The sequence below is a fragment of the Burkholderia sp. ABCPW 14 genome (assembly GCF_001523835.1).
Lineage (GTDB): Bacteria > Pseudomonadota > Gammaproteobacteria > Burkholderiales > Burkholderiaceae > Burkholderia > Burkholderia mayonis.
This window is the reverse complement of sequence record NZ_LOVS01000203.1, coordinates 1-16,952: the sequence shown is the minus strand read 5'-3', so window position 1 is coordinate 16,952 and position 16,952 is coordinate 1. Positions and strand designations below refer to the sequence as shown.

Below are 16,952 nucleotides of genomic sequence, written 5' to 3'. Positions count from 1 at the left end.
GGATCGCGTTGAGCACTTGCAGGTTCGGCAGGCTCACATTGCCTCGCTGTCGCGGCAGGCAATGTTCGATCTGTTTGAATTGGGCTTCGGAGATTTCCATCCCCGAAGCATAACCTTAAATCAATGTAGTGTGAACACGCCCTAGCGGGAGGCGGTCAAGCTCATGCTCGAATTCCTTCAGTTGAAAGCGCTCGGCGCGCTCGCGCAGCGCGCCGAGCGAGGCGGCGAGCGCGGGATGCCGTGCGGTGGCGGCGTCGAGCGCCTCGATCACGCCCTGCACGTAGCCGACGCCGATCAGCGTCTTCAGTTGCGCATGCATCGATCGGGGCAACGCGGTGGCGGGGAGCGATGCGTCGATGGCGTCGCCGTCGTCTCCTCGATCCCCGGGGCGTGGCGCGACGACGCCCGACGATACGCCCGCGCCGGACGACGCGTCGTGCACGGTCGATACGACGGCCGCGCTCGCACCCGCGCTCGCCGTGCCGGCCATGATCCACTCGATCCGCAGCAGCGCGGCGAGCTTGTCGAGCAGCACCGGCACCTGCACCGGCTTCACCAGATAGTCGTCGCAGCCAATCGCGATCGCGCGGTCGCGATCGTCGGCGAATGCGTTCGCGGACAGCAGCATGATCGGCGCGGTCGAGATCCGGTGCTCGCGGATCAGCCGGCTCGTCTCGTAGCCGTCCATATCCGGCATCGAAGTGTCCATCAGGATCGCACCGGCCGAATGCGTGCCGAGCCAGAGCAGTGCGTCAGGCCCGCTGCCGGCTTCCGCGATCGCGAAGCCGAGCGGCGCGAGCATCTGCGCGACGATCCCGCGCTGGTCCGGCAGGTCGTCGACGACGAGCAGCGTCCGGCGCGGCCCGCGATAGCCGTGGATATCGGACAGCTCGGTGCGCACGGGCGCGGCGGTCTGCACGGCCGGCGCGTACACCTTCACGACGAAGCGCGTGCCGCGCCCGACCTTGCTGTCGACGTCGAGGCTGCCGCCAAGCGCGTGCGTGAGCAGCCGGCAGATCGTCAGTCCGAGTCCGGCGCCGTGATCGTGCGCGGTCGCGGTCTCGCCGCGCTCGAACGGCAGGAACAGCCGCTCCATCTCGTCGGGCGCAATGCCGGGGCCGGTATCGATCACCTCGAAGGTCAGCGTGTCGAGTGCGTGGCCGACCCGCAGCGTCACGCTGCCGGTCTGCGTGAAGCGGATCGCGTTGCCGATCAGGTTCGTCAGGATCTGGCTCACGCATTTCTGGTCGGACTTGATGGTCGCCGGCAGTTGCCCGACCGGCTGCACGACGAAGTCGAGCGCCTTCTCGAGCGCCTGCGGGCGAAGCATCGATGTCATCTGCGCGATGAATTCGGGCAGCGCGATCCGCGTGACGTTCAGTTGCAGCTTGCCGGCCTCGATCCGCGCAATGTCGAGCAGCCCGTCGACGAGCGCGAGCAGATGTTCGCCGCTCCGATGGATCGTGCGGATCGCGTTCACGCGAGCGGGCGGGATGTCGTCCTTCGACTGCAGTAGCAACTGCGCATAGCCGAGGATGCTGTTCAGCGGCGTGCGCAGCTCGTGGCTCAGCCCGGTCACGTAGCGGCTCTTCGCGCTGTTCGCCGCCTCGGCCGCCGCGCGCGCGCGTTTCAGTGCCGCGTCGGTCTTCTGGTGCGCGTCGATTTCGTGCATCAGCAGTTCCGTCTGGTGCTGCGATTCCTCCTGTGTGACGCGCCGGTTCTCGCGTTCGAGCACGAGCCACCACGCGGCGATGCAGCCGATCAGCGACAGCGCGACGAACACCGTCACGTAGCCGTTCGCGATCACGTGCCACTCGGGCGTGCCGGGCGCTGCCGCGAGCGAAGCCGCGCTCTGCGACCAGATCAGGTACAGCACCGTCGCGAGCAGCATCAGCATCGCGACGACGAGACTCGCGTAATGGATGAGCCGCATGCTGGCCGCGCCGAGCGTCGCGCGCGGAAACAGCCGGTGCAGCGCGCGGTCGAGCTGTGCGGAGAAGCGCGCGTGCGGCTTGCAGCGATCGTTGCAGCGCGAATCGAGCGAGCAGCACAGCGAGCAGATCGTGCCGCCATACGCGGGGCAGTACGCGGTGTCGTCGGGCTCGAATTCGTTCTCGCAGATCGCGCAGCGTCGCACCGCGTTGCCGAGATGCGGCTCCGCGCTGCGCGCGAGATAGTAGCGGCCGCGCGTCGCGATCGCGATCGCCGGCGCGCACGCGAACGCGACGCCGAACGCGATGAAAGACGACAGCGCCTGCGCGATGGCGCCGAAGGCACCGCCGTGCGCGAACATCGCGACGGCCGCCGCGATCAGCATCGCGCCGACGCCGACCGGATTGATGTCATACAGATGCGCGCGCTTGAATTCGATGTCGCGTGGGCTAACGCCGAGCGGCTTGTTCACGACCAGATCGGCGAACAGCGCGCCGATCCACGCGATCGCGACGTTCGCGTACATCGACAGCACCTTACCGATCGCGTCGAACACGCCCATCTCGACGAGCAGCAACGCGATCAGCACGTTGAACACGAGCCAGACGACCCGACCCGGATGGCTGTGCGTGAGCCGCGCGAAGAAATTCGACCACGCGAGCGAGCCCGCGTACGCATTGGTCACGTTGATCTTCAACTGCGACACGATCACGAACAGCGTCATCGCCGGCAGCGCCCAGCCGGCGAGCCCGAGCGGATCGAACAGCAGGTGATACGCGACGAGATACATCTGCGTCGGCTGCGCGGCGTGCGCGAGGTCGATCTCGTGCTGGATCGCGACGAACGCGAGGAACGCGCCGCCGAGCATCTTCAGCGCGCCGGGAATCACCCAGCCGGGGCCGGCGGACAGCAGCGCGATCCACCAGCGCCGCCGATTCTTCGCGCTCAGCGGCGGCAGGAAGCGCAGATAGTCGACCTGTTCGCCGACCTGAACGATCAGCGCGAACACGACCGCCGACGCCTGGCCGAACGCGATCAGGCTGAACGCGCGGCCGTCGTGCGAGACGCCGGCGAACGTCGTCCATTCGCGCAGCAGCGACGGATGCCGCCACAGTACGGCCGCGTACGGCAGCACGAACAGCACGAGCCACAGCGGCTGTGTCCAGCTCTGCAGCCGGTTGATCAGCGTGATCCCGAACATCACGATCGGAATCACGACGAGCGAGCTGACCACGTACGCGATTGCAATCGAGATCTGGAAATACAGCTGCAGCGCGAGCGACATGATCGCGGCCTCGAGCGCGAAGAAGATGAACGTGAAGCTCGCGTACAGCAACGACGTGACGGTCGAGCCGATATAGCCGAAGCCGGCGCCGCGCGTCAGCAGATCCATGTCGACGCCATGGCGTGCCGCGTAATAGCTGATCGGTAGGCTCGTCAGCCAGATCAGTACCGACACGGCGGCGATCGCCCAGATCGTGTTCGTGAATCCGTAGTTGATGACGAGACTGCCGCCGATCGCCTCGAGCACGAGGAACGACACTGCGCCGATCGCGGTGTTCGCGACACGGAATTCCGACCAGCGGCGAAACGAGCTCGGCGTGTAGCGCAGCGCGTAATCCTCGAGCGTTTCGTCGCCGACCCACGCGTTGTAGTCGCGCCGGACTTTGACGATCCGTTGCGTGCTCGGCGGGGGCGGCGGCGCGGACTGGTGCATCTGTGCCATCTCGGGTGATCCAGTTTGGTGCGCGCATGGCGAGAAGCCTGCGTCACGCAAGTTACATTCCAAGTCCGCATCGGGATATACGTCAATCGACGTATTTCGATCGTCAATTTGGCTTCCTACATTCCGCCTCACAGGCCGGCCACGTCCGCCGGCCGACCGACACGACAAGGAGAATGTGATGTCCGTAGACGATCGATTCGATGACGAGGCCCCGTCGCCGCTGCGCCGCCTCGTGCTCGGCGGCCTCGCCGCGACGCCGCTGATGGCGCTCGGCCTGCCGCGCACGTCGTTCGCGCAGATCCCGCCGACCGCGAAGGTGAACACGACGAAGCTCGCGGTGACGGACACGACGGTCACGGTCGGCCAGTTGCATTCGGCGACCGGCACGATGGCGATCTCGGAGACGGGCTCGATCCAGGCGGAGCGGCTCGCGATCGAACAGATCAACGCGATGGGCGGCGTGCTCGGCCGCAAGATCCAGATCATTCAGGAGGACGGCGCATCCGACTGGCCGACGTTCGCGGAAAAGTCGAAGAAGCTGCTCGAGAACGATCACGTCGCCGCAGTGTTCGGCTGCTGGACGTCGGCGTCGCGTAAGGCGGTGCTGCCGATCTTCGAGAAGGACAACGGCCTGCTTTACTACCCGACGTTCTACGAAGGGCTCGAACAGTCGAAGAACGTGTTCTACACCGGCCAGGAAGCGACTCAGCAGATCCTGTGGGCGCTCGACTGGGCGGCGAACACGAAGAAGGCGAAGACATTCTTCCTCGTCGGCTCCGACTACATCTGGCCGCGCACATCGAACAAGATCGCGCGCCGGCACATCGGGCAGCATCTGCACGCGAAGGTTGTCGGCGAGGAGTACTACCCGCTCGGCACGACCGATTTCTACTCGCTCATGAACAAGATCAAGCTCGCGCGCCCGGACTGCATCTTCGCGACCGTCGTCGGCGGCTCGAACGTCGCGTTCTACAAGCAGCTCAAGGCGGCCGGCATCACCCCGGCGAAGCAGTTCCTGCTGACGCTGTCGGTGACGGAGGACGAGGTGCTCGGGATCGGCGGCGAGAATTTCGCGGGCTTCTATTCGTCGATGAAGTATTTCGAGTCGCTCGGGAACGACAACAACCAGACGTTCGTGAAGGCGTTCAAGGCGCGCTACGGGCAGAAGGCGGTGATCGGCGACGTCACGCAGGCCGCGTATCTCGGCCCGTGGCTCTGGAAGGCCGCGTGCGAGCGGGCGGGCAGCTTCGACATCGGCAAGGTGGTTGCCGCATCGGCCGGCATCGAGCTGAAGAACGCGCCGCAGGGATACGCGAAGGTCGATGCGAACCACCATCTGTGGAGCCGCTCGCTGATCGGCGAGGGGCAGGCGGACGGCCAGTTCAAGGTCGTCGCGCAGTCGGCGGAACCGATCCAGCCGAATCCGTTCCCGAAGGGCTACATGTAAGCCGGCGTCGCGACGACGCCCCACCGCCACATCGCGGCGGCCGTTCGCCGGCCGCCGCGCGAGGAGGATTCCAATGTCCGCCACCGACATTTTCTATATTGCGCTGATGCAGGGCTTCGCCGGCCTGAGCCTGTTCAGCGTCCTGCTGCTGATGGGCCTCGGCCTCGCGGTGATCTTCGGCCAGATGGGCGTGATCAACATGGCGCACGGCGAATTCATGACGATCGGCGCGTACACCGTCTATCTGTTCTCGTGGCTCGCGCAGAACGTCTGGCACACCATCACGCTGGTCTACTTCTTCTTCGCGATCGTCGCCGCGTTCGGCATCGCGTTCGTGGCCGGCTGGCTTGCCGAATGGGCGCTGATCCGGCATCTGTATCGGCGCCCGCTCGACACGCTGCTCGCGACCTGGGGCCTGAGCCTCGGGATGCAGCAGGTGTTCCGCTCGACCTTCGGTCCGAAGGAAGTGAGCCCCGCGCTGCCCGACTGGCTGATGGGCTCGTGGGAGCCCGCACAAGGGCTCGACATTCCGGTCAGCGGGATGTTCGTGATGGGCCTCGCGCTGGTGATGACGGGCGGGCTGCTGCTCGCGCTGTACCGGTCGCGCTGGGGGCTGCGGGTGCGGGCAACCGTCGCGAACCGCCCGATGGCGAACGCCGCCGGCATCAACACGCGGCTCACCGACCGAATGACCTTCGCGATCGGCTGCGGAGTCGCCGGCGTCGCCGGCGCGGCGTTCACCGCGATCGGCTCGACGGGCCCGACGAGCGGCTCGCTGTACATCGTCGATTCGTTTCTGGTCGTCACGTTCGGCGGCGCTGCGAGCTTGCTCGGCACGGTCGCGTCCGCGTTCGGGATCGCGCAGATGCAGTCGATCAGCGAGTTCTTCCTGTCCGGTTCCACCGCGCGCGTGCTGACGCTGTTGACCGTCGTGATCATCCTGATGCTGCGTCCGCAGGGGCTGTTCGCCTCGAAGGTCCGCCGCGCGTGACGGGCGCCGCCGGGTGGCGTGGCTCGTCGTGCGCCCCCGGTGCCGGTCGTTCAACCGATCACCCAACCGATCATTTTCACGGAGAGGACCATGGAACCCATCCAACCCGTCGCGGGCGGCGTCGCGCCTCCCGTCGACACGCGCACGCCGGGCGGCTGGCGCGCGTACGCTCGCCGCGCCGACGCGTCCGGCTACGCCGGCATCGTGGTGCTGGCGACCCTGATCATCGTCGTGTTCCCGCTCGCGCTCGACCCGTTCCGGCTAAACATGATGGGCAAGTATCTGACCTACGCGTTCGTCGCGACCGGCCTCGTGATCGCATGGGGCTACGGCGGCGTGCTGAGCCTCGGGCAGGGCGTGTTCTTCGGGCTCGGCGGCTACGCGATGGCGATGTTCCTGAAGCTCGAGGCGTCCGACCCGATCTCGACCAAGACGCAAACGACGCCCGGCATCCCCGACTTCATGGACTGGAACCAGGTGACGGCGCTGCCGTTCTGGTGGAAGCCGTTCCATTCGCTGCCGCTGTCGATCGTCGCGGTGCTGGCGGTGCCGACGCTGCTCGCGTTCGTGGTCGGCTACGCGATGTTCAAGCGGCGTGTCGGCGGCGTCTATTTCGCGATCATCACGCAGGCGGTCGCGCTGATCCTGTCGGTGCTTATCATCGGCCAGCAGGGCTTCACCGGCGGCGTGAACGGGATCACCGATCTGCGTACGCTGCTCGGCTGGAACATCCAGTCGAGTCACGCGAAGACGGTGCTGTACTTCATCAACGCGGCGCTGCTGATCGGCTCGCTCCTCGTCTGTCGCGCAATCCAGCGCGGCAGGGTCGGCACGCTGCTGCTCGCGATGCGCGACAAGGAGGACCGGGTGCGCTTCTCCGGCTACGACGTCGCGATGTTCAAGGTGTTCGCGTTCTGCGTCGCCGCGATGCTCGCCGGGATCGGCGGCGCGATGTTCACACTGCAGGTCGGCTTCATGTCGCCGTCGTTCGTCGGCATCGTACCGTCGATCGAGATGGTGATCTACGCGGCCGTCGGCGGCCGGATGTCGGTGGTCGGCGCGGTGTTCGGCACGATCCTCGTGAACCTCGGCAAGACCTGGTTCTCGGAGCGCTTCCCGAACCTGTGGCTGTACCTGATGGCCGCGATGTTCATTGGCGTCGTGATGGCATTCCCGAATGGGCTTGCGGGCCTGTACGAGGAATATGTGCGGCCACGCGTGCGCCGCTGGCTCGGCGATACCGGCAACCGGGAGGCATCGCGATGAGCAATACCGACTTCCTGCTCGCGATCGAGGACCTGACCGTGTCGTTCGACGGCTTCAAGGCGATCGATTCGCTGAACCTGTATCTGGAGCGCGGCGAGCTGCGCGTCGTGATCGGCCCGAACGGCGCCGGCAAGACGACGCTGCTCGACCTGATCTGCGGCAAGACCAAGGAAACCGCCGGCAGCATCAAGTTCCGCAACGAGGAAATCACCCGGCTCGCCGAATTCCGGCGCGTACGCAAGGGGATCGGCCGCAAGTTCCAGACGCCGTCGATCTACGAAAACCTGTCGGTCGCGCAGAACCTCGAGGTGTCGTATCCGCGCGGCCGCGGCGTGTTCGGCGCGATCGCGTTCAAGCTCGACAGTGAGGTCACTGATCGCGTGCTCGCGGTCGCCGACGAGATCGGCCTCGGCGGCTCGCTCGACATGGAGGCCGGGCTGCTGTCGCACGGGCAGAAGCAGTGGCTCGAGATCGGCATGCTGCTGATGCAGGATCCGGAGCTGTTGATGCTCGACGAGCCGATCGCCGGCATGAGCGTGAAGGAGCGCGAGATCACGGCCGAGCTGCTCGACCGGATCTGCCGCGAGCGCTCGATGATCGTGATCGAGCACGATATGGCGTTTGTCGAGCGGATCGCGCACAAGGTGACGGTGATGCACCAGGGGAAGATTCTTGCCGAGGGGCCGATGGCCCGGGTGCAGGCGGACCCGCGCGTGATCGACGTCTATCTCGGCCATTGAGGAGGACATCGACATGCTCGAAGTCGACGATCTCGTCGTCAGTTACGGCCAGAGCGAGGTGCTGCACGGCATCGGCTTCTCGGTCGCGAACCGCGAAAGCGTCGCGGTGATGGGGCGCAACGGAATGGGCAAGACCACGCTGTTCAAGGCGCTGATCGGCATGCTGCCCGCGAATCGCGGCACCGTGCGCGTCGGTGGCGCGGACGTGTCGAAGGACGAAAGCTACCAGCGCGTCGCGAAGGGGATCGGTTACGTGCCGCAGGGCCGGCAGATCTTCGCGTCGCTGACCGTCGAGGAAAACATCCGCACCGGGCTGGAAAACGCCGAGTCGCAGCGCGTGCCCGACGATTTGTACGCGTTGTTTCCGGTGCTGTTCGACATGCGCAAGCGCAAGGGCGGCAACCTGTCCGGCGGCCAGCAGCAGCAGCTCGCGATCGCGCGCGCGCTCGCGACCGATCCGAAGGTGCTGCTGCTCGACGAGCCGACGGAGGGGATCCAGCCGTCGGTGATCAAGGACATCGCGAAGGCGCTGAACCAGATCCGCGCGACGCGCGACATCGCGATCGTCGTGTCCGAGCAGGTGCTGAGCTTCGCGCTCGACGTCGCGGATCGCCTGTTCGTGATCGAGGGCGGCCGCTTCGTCCACCAGAGCACCCACGATGCCGGCGATACCGGCCGGATTCGCGAATACCTGTCCGTTTGACATCGCGTCTGCCGCGCGCGCCAGACGCGGCCCGATGCCGTTGTTTCCGATTCCTGTTCATCCGATCACCGAGGAGCGTGCGAGATGCCCGACACCCTGATCAAAGTCGACCTGAACCAGTCCGCGTACGAAAACGAGCAAGTGCACAACCGCTGGCATCCGGATATCCCGATGGCGTGCTGGGTGAATCCCGGCGACGACTTCGTGCTCGAAACCTACGACTGGACCGGCGGCTTCATCAAGAACGACGACAGCGCCGACGACGTGCGCGACATCGACCTGTCGATCGTCCACTTCCTGTCCGGCCCGGTCGGCGTGCGCGGCGCGGAGCCGGGCGACCTGCTCGTCGTCGACCTGCTCGACATCGGCGCGAAGGCCGACAGCCAGTGGGGCTTCAACGGCTTCTTCTCGAAGACCAACGGCGGCGGTTTCCTGACTGACCATTTCCCGTCCGCGCAGAAATCGATCTGGGATTTCCACGGGATGTTCACGAGCTCGCGGCATATCCCGGGCGTCAATTTCGCCGGACTAATCCATCCGGGGCTGATCGGCTGCCTGCCGAATCCGAAGCTGCTCGACACCTGGAATAAGCGTGAGACCGGGCTGATCGCGACCAACCCCGAGCGCGTGCCGCCGCTCGCGAATCCGCCGTTCGCGGCGACCGCGCACATGGGCAAGCTGAGCGGCGACGCGAAGGCGAAGGCCGCGGCCGAGGGCGCGCGCACGGTGCCGCCGCGCGAGCACGGCGGCAATTGCGACATCAAGGATCTGTCGCGCGGCTCGAAGGTGTTCTTCCCGGTGTATGTCGACGGCGCGGGGCTGTCGGTCGGCGACCTGCACTTCAGCCAGGGCGACGGCGAGATCACGTTTTGCGGCGCGATCGAAATGGCCGGCTGGGTGCACATGCGGGTGAGCCTGATCAAGGGCGGGATGGAAAAGTACGGTATCCGAAATCCGGTGTTCCAGCCGAGCCCGATCACGCCCGCCTACAACGACTATCTGATCTTCGAGGGAATCTCCGTCGACGAGACGGGCGGCCAGCACTACCTCGACGTGACGGTCGCGTATCGCCAGGCGTGCCTGAACGCAATCGAGTATCTGAAGAAATTCGGCTATTCGGGCGCGCAGGCGTATTCGCTGCTCGGCTGCGCGCCAGTGCAGGGGCACATCAGCGGCGTCGTCGACATTCCGAACGCCTGCGCGACGCTGTGGCTGCCGACGCAGATCTTCGACTTCGATATTCGACCGAACGTGGAAGGGCCGATCCGCCGCGTGACGGGCGACGTCGATCTGCCGATCTCGTACGACCTCGCGAAAGCGTGACGAACGCCGCCGACCCGACGACAAGGAGCGCATGATGCCAATTTACGATTTTAACTGCGACACCTGCGGGCCGTTCGCGACGATGCGCCGGATTGCCGAGCGCGACCGGCTCGCGCTGTGTCCCGATTGCGGCAGCGCCGCGTCGCGGCTCGTGACGGCGCCGCCGCTCGCGCTGATGTCCGGCGAGCGGCGGGTCGCGCACGCGACCAACGAGCGCGCGTCGCACGCGCCGCGTCAGTCCGGCGAACTCGCGCCCGCGAAGCACCGGCCCGGCTGCGGCTGCTGCTCGGGCGCGCGTACGACGCTCGCCGGCGCGAGCGGCGGTGCGGCGGGCGGTGGTGGTAACGGGCTCGCGGGCGCGGCGGTAGGGAGCCTGAAACGGCCCGCCGGCCGCCCGTGGATGATCAGTCATTGACGAAACGCGCGGGGCAGCGCGCCCCGCATATTGAACGGAGAGCAAGCGATGCGACACGGAGATATTTCGAGCAGCCGCGACAGCGTTGGCGTCGCGGTCGTGAACTACAGGATGCCGCGCCTGCACACGAAGGTGGAGGTGCTCGACAACGCGCGCAAGATCGCCGAGATGCTGATCGGGATGAAGCGCGGGCTGCCGGGGATGGATCTCGTGATTTTCCCCGAATATTCGACGCACGGGATCATGTACGACGAACAGGAGATGTACGACACCGCATCGACAATTCCGGGCGCGGAAACCGAGGTTTTCTCGGCCGCGTGCCGGAAGGCGAACGTCTGCGGCGTGTTCTCGATCACCGGCGAACGCCACGAAATGCATCCGGAGAAGGCGCCGTACAACACACTGATCCTGATCGACAACCACGGCGAGATCGTGCAGAAGTACCGGAAGATCATGCCGTGGACGCCGATCGAGGGCTGGTATCCGGGCGACCGCACGTACGTGACCGACGGCCCGAAGGGGCTGAAGATCAGCCTGATCATCTGCGACGACGGCAACTATCCGGAGATCTGGCGTGACTGCGTGATGCGCGGTGCCGAGCTGATCGTTCGCTGCCAGGGTTATATGTACCCGGCGAAGGAGCAGCAGGTACTGGTGTCGAAGGTGATGGCGTGGATGAACAACACGTATGTCGCGGTCGCGAACGCGGCGGGCTTCGACGGCGTGTATTCGTACTTCGGGCACTCGGCGATCATCGGCTTCGACGGCCGCACGCTCGGCGAATGCGGCGAGGAGGAGATGGGTATTCAGTATGCCGAACTGTCGCTGCCTCTGATCCGTGATGCGCGACGCAACATGCAGTCGCAGAACCATCTGTACAAGCTGATGCATCGTGGCTATACCGGCACGATCAATTCGGGCGACAGCATTCACGGCGTCGCGGACTGTCCGTTCGAGTTCTATCGGGACTGGGTCAACGATCCAGGCAAGGCGAGGGCGGCGGCCGAGGCGATCACGCGATCGATGCCGGGTACGGCGGAGTGTCCGGTCGACGGGATTCCGAACGACAGCGGCAAGAACCCGCGGTAGCGCGGCACGACAGGAGCGAGCGTGCGATGGCGACGGGGCGAGCCGCGCGATGATGCGGCCGCCATCGACAACGACACGCGACGGGGCGACGCGATCGTCGCCCGCTGTCGCCTTGCCGGGTCGACGTCAATACGCAAATCAGACCGGCCTTATTTTGGTGTATGCATCGATGATTGCGCGGTCGTGTTCGCGGCCGATTCCCGACGCCTAGAAGCCGCCGAACGGCAGCGCCGGATTGACCATGTTGTGCGCATTCACCCAAACGGTGCCGGCCTTCACGCGATCGACCACCTGCAACGCGCTGGCGAGCCGGTCAGTCCAGACGCTCGCGCCGAGTCTGTACTCCGAATCGTTCGCGGCGGTGATCGCCTCGTCGAGTTCGTTGTATGGCATCGCGACGAGCAAGAGTCCGAACACCTCGTCGCGGCCGATCCCGAGTAGCCGGTGGTCGACGTTCGCGATCACGGTCGACTTCACGAAGAAGCCGGGGCCGGCGGCCGCGCCGCCGCCCGCGAGTACGTCGCCGCCGTCCAACCGGCTGGCCGAAGCGGGCGAGTTGCCCGACGTCGAGTTGGACGACAAGGGTCTCCGGATTACACCGCTGGATGATGCGACACCGCCGGCTGGCAAGGCGCTCAGGCAGCCTGCGTGCGATTTGCCGCCACGCGTGAAAATCACGGACCTCCTGCTTGAAGTCGATCAGTGGACAGGTTTTCACGCATCTGAAGATGCGATGCAGAAACATCGCACCGGACACTGTTGTTGACTTCCATTCTCGCCGGAGCTTTCAACCTCGGTCTCGAGAAGATGGCAGATGCCTGTCCGGGCACGAATCTCGCGAGGCTTTCATGGCTGGTGGTCTGGCACGTTCACGACGATACCTATCGGAAGGGCCTGGTCGAGTTGGTCAACTATCAGCACAAGCTACCCTGTGCCTCCTACTGGGCGAAGGCACGACCTCGTCATCGGACGGGCAGCGCTATCAGGCCGACGGTCACGGGCGAACGGCCGGCTACAGAAACGCAATGTATGGCGGCGAGTTTGGTGTCCTGTTCTATACACACGTTTTTGACCAGTATGCTCTGTCCTACACGAAAGTCATCAACTCACCAGTGCACGAAGCCACGCATGTGCTCGACGGGCTGCTTCACCATGAGTCGAATCTGCTGATCGAGGAGCACTATAGCGACACGGCTGGTTTCATCGAACACGTGATCGGGTTGTGTCCGTTCGTCGGGTATGCATACGCACCGCGAATCGCCGATTTTGCCGACAAGAATCTGTATGTGCCAGGTAAATCAACCGACTGGCCGGTCTTGGTCATCTTGATTCGTGGCTCCGTCAACGAGAAACTGGTCGAGCGGGAATTCGATGATGTGCTTTGTCTGGTGGCCCCGCTATCAAGCTCTGGAACACGGTCCACCCGGAGCGCACGATCGCAACTCTACACCAGCATGAAGACATCGACGAAAGCCCGCTGCCGCACGTGGCGCCCATTGGCTGGAATCACATCGTAGTGTTGGGTGAGATTGCGTTTTGCTTTCCAACAAACGCGTCGTCAAGGGCAGTTCCGGCCAATGCTGCATGTCAAGCCGGGCGCCGCGAAGTCTTGACGTACGTGAAAATCCGTTTCTTGAGGGCCCCCTACTCGCCTGGCCACCAAGTTTTCGTTGTGCGATCAACGAGGTAATCCTCCAACTGCTTTCCCTTCAGCCATTTCGGCCGTGGGCCGCGCCCCGTCCAGTTCTTACCAGACGACGGATCGTGGTACTTCGCTTGCGCCGCGCGTCGCACTTTCCTGAAACCTAACGCCCGAAGCAGTTCCTCTTCGGTAATCTCATAGAGTTCCACTTGCTCTCTGAACGTGGCGAGCGCAGCTTGTTTCTCGCTGTGTTTCGCCTCAGCAAGTTGAACGTTGGTCTCGCGCAATTGCGCTTGTCGCTTTTGAAGGGTTATCTGCTTCACTTTTTCTGACAAAAGAGCGACATCGCATGCAATGGTACAAGACTCGGATGCGCGCAGGTATCTTTTCCGCGTGCCCAGATTAAAACTCGCTGGAATTGCTGTTCGAGATTCGGATATGAATGGATAAAATAGCGCAAACTCGCCGGACACGAATACTGTTTGGTGCCCATGGAGGCAGTTCCTTCCCTACAGCACAAGCGAAATCATGAGGTTTGAGATGGACGACGAAGGCTACCTTGTTCTGGGGCAGTTCTCGGAAGACAATTTTACATTGCAAGGTGTTGGCACCGGCCACATTGTCACTGTGGCTGCTGAGGTCGCTCAGCGTCATCGCGGAGTACAAGACCCGAGATACGCAAACTGGATCATCCCGTATTGGCGCGGATTAGCGCTGTTCGAGAACCTCGATCGGCTTCGCACGCGCGGTCAGATCTGACTGTTGGCTCGGCACGCTCGGATCTGAGCCCATGTCGAAATCAGATGACCGAGTCTCTGCAAGGAAGCATCTCATGGGCAACGTAAGACCGCGCAACCCGTACAACGAGCCTGCAAGGCCGTCTGTCGGCGATGCGGCTCGTCCCGCCGTTCATGACAGGCGTCACGATCGTTTCGGTGGAAGACGTCAGCAAGTGGATGTTGACGGACCAGCACCCCTCCGGTTCATCGCCCAAGAAACGGAAGGAACAGAAAAACGATATGAAGCGCTTCGTCGTGCGCAAGTCGAGCGTCCATGGCAATGGAGTCTTTGCGCTGCGGCCGCTAAAGGCTGGCGAATTGCTGCTCGAGTACAAAGGCGAGATTATCGCGTGACGAAAAGCCACGCAGGCTCATCGACAGAACGGACAGGCGGGGCACACGTTCTACTTTGGTCTTTCGAGCGGGCAGGTCATCGATGGCGGTCGGGGAGGCAACAGCGCACGATGGCTCAATCACGCATGTGAACCTAACTGCCAAGCCGTCGATTCGAAGAGTCGCATCTTCATTGAGGTCACTCGGGACGTCGTCCCCGGCGAGGAACGCTTCAGCGACTATGGGCTAGAAGTCATCGGACCGGTTTCAGAACAAGCTCGTCGAGAATATGCCTGTCACTGCGGCGCCGAACGATGCCGGGGCACCATGATCGGACTCCGGTAGACTGCTGCTATGAACGTCATCAGTCGACTGCGACTTTCGACCACCGCTTCATTGCTCGGCTGAACGCCGATGCATTTTTGTATCCCAATTTCGCAGCTATCTCCTTGGACGATAACTGATTTTCAGAGAGATATCGCGACGCGACATCGCGTCGAACTAGATCAAGCAACGCGCTGAAGGATGTACCCATGTACTTTAATTTACGCTGCAAACTACGCGGCGACATCCCTAGCTTTTCAGTAAACTTGACAACATCTTGGCACATCGGATTGTCGTACATAATTCCGAGTAATCGCCCCACAAGATCAGCCGGCACCCAATGCGACAACTCAAATTCACGCTTGATGCACGCTCTTCTGGCGATTTCAAATTCGATAGGATGTGCGAGTGGCAATTTTTTGTTTAACAAATTGGCGTCAAATTCCACGAAATTCTCTTCGGTCTCAAATATTACTTCGCATTTGAATATGTCAGAGTAAACAATGGCGTGAGAGGGGGGGTGGAAAGGCGAGCCCAAGTCGTCTGAATTCTGGAACTCTCCCTAGAAGATCAATCATTTCTCGTCTAACTGCAGCGAGACACATATCCGTGTTCAAGATAAGAAGATCCGCTCGGTATGTGTATCCGCCAACTGTAACGCGTGCTATATCATCATCCACATCTAGCGTTATCTGAAAATAGCTGATTGCAAGGAGCGGATGTTCATACGCAAGCCGCATTGCGTCACCCAGTGTCGGGCTGACCAACATCGCATGCCCTCGGAGGCCATATGCGGTCACCGGGATTTCGCTCCCAATATGAAGCCCGATAGCCGAGTTTCCCGTCGCTTCAAGCGCATTTGCAAACAGTACCATTTCCTGAGCATGCGTCACCATTGCATTAGCTTGCTCCACCTCCGCCGGCGAAATGCCGGTGCCTCGCAAAAGCGCTTCGGCTGGCACACCCATTTCCTTCATCACGTTGAGCGCGATGATAATAGTGTGAAGAGACGCGGGGCGCTGCGCGGCGGTGCGACAGAACACGTTGGCTACCGGCTTCATCCGAATCCTTACACTAGTTCAGTGATTTAACGATTTCGTGAATACGACCTGGCACCCATACTCGTCCAGTCCACTGCGTGCCCAACCGAGCCGTTGATAGAAACCATCTGCCCGCGAGCCAGGGTCGGTGACCAATGTGACTTGCTCGGCGCCTTTGTCTTTCAACCATTTCACTGCGCGCTCGAGCAGTTCACGTCCAACGCCATTCCCATGAAAGGACGGTCTCACGAACAGCGCACAAATAAATGGCGCGCCGGTAATAACAGGAAGGCAAACGCCAGCCGTCTCGCCGCGGTATTCGCAGATCCAGCCGCCGCCCTGTCGGATTTGTTCAATCAGTAGATCTCGATCAAGCAGGTGGATCTGATGTGGATGAATCCGATTTTCTTTCACGGAGAATCGAACGTCATAGAACGCTCCGATATCGCACTCCCTCATCGGACGATACTCCAGTCTGTCGGCCACTGTCATATTGGTTATCTTCTCTCGGTATCACATTATGAAATATCCTGCCGTCCGTCGTCATGACGACGACGTCAGCATCGCAATTGTTGCATATCTGCCGCGCTGCTTCGCATCCCAGCACCGCTAGTGCCATCGCGGTGAGTATCGAGCGGCATAATGGAAACTGCGAGTGTTTGAGCCGCGCAGGAGCGTGAATTCACCAGCGCGCGCGAGTCGCGATTTTGGCAGCGCACGTACACAAAGACGGATGGTTAATGAACTTCCCCTGAAATTTCGCCTTCCAAGAGGTCGTGTATAAACTCGCCGGAAAGGAAGGAAAAGAGGCATGTTCAAGGTACCGAAACAGGTGTACACGGAGGAGTTCAAGCTGGCCGCCATACAGCGTGTCAAGGATGGCCAGGGAGTGGCCGTAGTAGCCCTGGAGCCGGGCATTTCTGAGCAGACGCTTCGCAACTGGGTGAAGGCCGAGGCGTCGGGCAAAGTCAACGGTGCCGGAGCGAAGCCGGCCACGCCTGAGCAGATGGAACTGTCTCGTCTGCGAGCGGAGAACAAGCGTCTGCAGATGGAGCTTGAGATCGCAAAAAAAAGGTTCATCGCAGTAAACCGTGGAGGGTTTGATGGAGATTGCGTAACCTGACGCCTGATTCTATAGAGGTCAGGAGGAAGAATTGCACGATCGCAAGGCACTTCAGGCACTGGGCGGCTGGACCGGCTAT

13 protein-coding genes and 4 pseudogenes are annotated in these 16,952 nt (G+C 62.8%); 12 read left to right on the top strand and 5 right to left on the bottom strand.

Annotation, left to right across the window (positions count from 1 at the left end; all coding sequences use genetic code 11):
* Positions 1-115 precede the first annotated feature (115 nt).
* Positions 116-3,658: a hybrid sensor histidine kinase/response regulator gene (locus WS62_RS30885; RefSeq protein ID WP_066579198.1), complete on the bottom strand. Its 3,543-nt coding sequence runs from the start codon at positions 3,656-3,658 to the stop codon at positions 116-118.
* A gap of 178 nt (positions 3,659-3,836) precedes the next feature.
* Here WS62_RS30885 and urtA point away from each other — a divergent pair, with 178 nt between their 5' ends.
* From urtA to WS62_RS30845, 8 genes are all read left to right on the top strand, one after another.
* A complete protein-coding gene (gene urtA / locus WS62_RS30880) occupies positions 3,837-5,105 on the top strand; it encodes an urea ABC transporter substrate-binding protein (protein ID WP_066579195.1) in 1,269 nt (422 codons plus the stop codon).
* Positions 5,106-5,178: 73 nt separating this feature from the next.
* Positions 5,179-6,096, top strand: a complete 918-nt coding sequence (gene urtB, locus WS62_RS30875) for an urea ABC transporter permease subunit UrtB (protein ID WP_066579193.1) — start codon at positions 5,179-5,181, stop codon at positions 6,094-6,096.
* A gap of 90 nt (positions 6,097-6,186) precedes the next feature.
* The gene (gene urtC / locus WS62_RS30870) at positions 6,187-7,362 is read left to right on the top strand and encodes an urea ABC transporter permease subunit UrtC (protein ID WP_066579186.1); all 1,176 of its coding nucleotides are present in this window, start codon (positions 6,187-6,189) and stop codon (positions 7,360-7,362) included.
* Complete coding sequence (gene urtD / locus WS62_RS30865; protein ID WP_066579177.1) at positions 7,359-8,102, top strand: urea ABC transporter ATP-binding protein UrtD; 744 nt, start codon at positions 7,359-7,361, stop codon at positions 8,100-8,102. Before urtC ends, urtD begins: the two co-directional genes overlap by 4 nt.
* Positions 8,103-8,115: 13 nt before the next feature.
* Positions 8,116-8,805: an urea ABC transporter ATP-binding subunit UrtE gene (gene urtE, locus WS62_RS30860; protein WP_066579172.1), complete on the top strand. Its 690-nt coding sequence runs from the start codon at positions 8,116-8,118 to the stop codon at positions 8,803-8,805.
* An 84-nt stretch (positions 8,806-8,889) separates the two neighbouring features.
* Positions 8,890-10,128: a formamidase gene (fmdA, locus tag WS62_RS30855; RefSeq protein ID WP_066491082.1), complete on the top strand. Its 1,239-nt coding sequence runs from the start codon at positions 8,890-8,892 to the stop codon at positions 10,126-10,128.
* A 34-nt stretch (positions 10,129-10,162) separates the two neighbouring features.
* The gene (locus WS62_RS30850; protein WP_066579201.1) at positions 10,163-10,543 is read left to right on the top strand and encodes an FmdB family zinc ribbon protein; all 381 of its coding nucleotides are present in this window, start codon (positions 10,163-10,165) and stop codon (positions 10,541-10,543) included.
* 48 nt (positions 10,544-10,591) lie between these two features.
* Positions 10,592-11,632, top strand: coding sequence for an aliphatic amidase (locus WS62_RS30845; protein ID WP_066579169.1), 1,041 nt, complete (start codon positions 10,592-10,594; stop codon positions 11,630-11,632).
* A gap of 207 nt (positions 11,633-11,839) precedes the next feature.
* On the opposite strand, the gene WS62_RS30840 is transcribed toward WS62_RS30845, so the two are convergent.
* The gene (locus WS62_RS30840) at positions 11,840-12,214 is read right to left on the bottom strand and encodes an aldehyde dehydrogenase family protein (RefSeq protein WP_231748465.1); all 375 of its coding nucleotides are present in this window, start codon (positions 12,212-12,214) and stop codon (positions 11,840-11,842) included.
* Between the two features lie 177 nt (positions 12,215-12,391).
* Here WS62_RS30840 and WS62_RS35610 point away from each other — a divergent pair.
* A pseudogene (locus WS62_RS35610) lies at positions 12,392-13,149 on the top strand (Tn3 family transposase).
* Positions 13,150-13,276: 127 nt separating this feature from the next.
* Here the strand turns inward: WS62_RS35610 and WS62_RS30830 are convergent.
* On the bottom strand, positions 13,277-13,588 hold the full coding sequence (locus WS62_RS30830; RefSeq protein ID WP_442855117.1) for an H-NS histone family protein: 312 nt from the start codon (positions 13,586-13,588) through the stop codon (positions 13,277-13,279).
* Positions 13,589-13,814: 226 nt separating this feature from the next.
* Here WS62_RS30830 and WS62_RS30825 point away from each other — a divergent pair, with 226 nt between their 5' ends.
* Complete coding sequence (locus WS62_RS30825; RefSeq protein ID WP_156441192.1) at positions 13,815-14,033, top strand: hypothetical protein; 219 nt, start codon at positions 13,815-13,817, stop codon at positions 14,031-14,033.
* A gap of 260 nt (positions 14,034-14,293) precedes the next feature.
* A pseudogene (locus WS62_RS30820) lies at positions 14,294-14,731 on the top strand (SET domain-containing protein).
* A 19-nt stretch (positions 14,732-14,750) separates the two neighbouring features.
* Here WS62_RS30820 and WS62_RS35605 read toward each other — a convergent pair.
* Both WS62_RS35605 and WS62_RS35600 read right to left on the bottom strand, forming a co-directional pair.
* Positions 14,751-15,771, bottom strand: a pseudogene (locus WS62_RS35605) (AraC family transcriptional regulator).
* Between the two features lie 18 nt (positions 15,772-15,789).
* A complete protein-coding gene (locus tag WS62_RS35600; RefSeq protein ID WP_082721425.1) occupies positions 15,790-16,242 on the bottom strand; it encodes a GNAT family N-acetyltransferase in 453 nt (150 codons plus the stop codon).
* 319 nt (positions 16,243-16,561) lie between these two features.
* On the opposite strand from WS62_RS35600, the pseudogene WS62_RS30815 reads away from it, so the two are divergent.
* A pseudogene (locus WS62_RS30815) lies at positions 16,562-16,822 on the top strand (transposase); the annotation flags it as partial.
* Positions 16,823-16,952: the final 130 nt, after the last annotated feature.

Coding starts and splice junctions, on each gene's coding strand:
- WS62_RS35600 (WP_082721425.1), bottom strand. CDS start 16,242: ATGACAGTGGCCGACAGACTGGAGTATCGTCCGATGAGGGAGTGCGAT.
- WS62_RS30825 (WP_156441192.1), top strand. CDS start 13,815: ATGGACGACGAAGGCTACCTTGTTCTGGGGCAGTTCTCGGAAGACAAT.
- WS62_RS30850 (WP_066579201.1), top strand. CDS start 10,163: ATGCCAATTTACGATTTTAACTGCGACACCTGCGGGCCGTTCGCGACG.
- WS62_RS30885 (WP_066579198.1), bottom strand. CDS start 3,658: ATGGCACAGATGCACCAGTCCGCGCCGCCGCCCCCGCCGAGCACGCAA.
- urtD (WP_066579177.1), top strand. CDS start 7,359: ATGAGCAATACCGACTTCCTGCTCGCGATCGAGGACCTGACCGTGTCG.
- urtB (WP_066579193.1), top strand. CDS start 5,179: ATGTCCGCCACCGACATTTTCTATATTGCGCTGATGCAGGGCTTCGCC.
- urtA (WP_066579195.1), top strand. CDS start 3,837: ATGTCCGTAGACGATCGATTCGATGACGAGGCCCCGTCGCCGCTGCGC.
- urtC (WP_066579186.1), top strand. CDS start 6,187: ATGGAACCCATCCAACCCGTCGCGGGCGGCGTCGCGCCTCCCGTCGAC.
- urtE (WP_066579172.1), top strand. CDS start 8,116: ATGCTCGAAGTCGACGATCTCGTCGTCAGTTACGGCCAGAGCGAGGTG.
- WS62_RS30845 (WP_066579169.1), top strand. CDS start 10,592: ATGCGACACGGAGATATTTCGAGCAGCCGCGACAGCGTTGGCGTCGCG.
- fmdA (WP_066491082.1), top strand. CDS start 8,890: ATGCCCGACACCCTGATCAAAGTCGACCTGAACCAGTCCGCGTACGAA.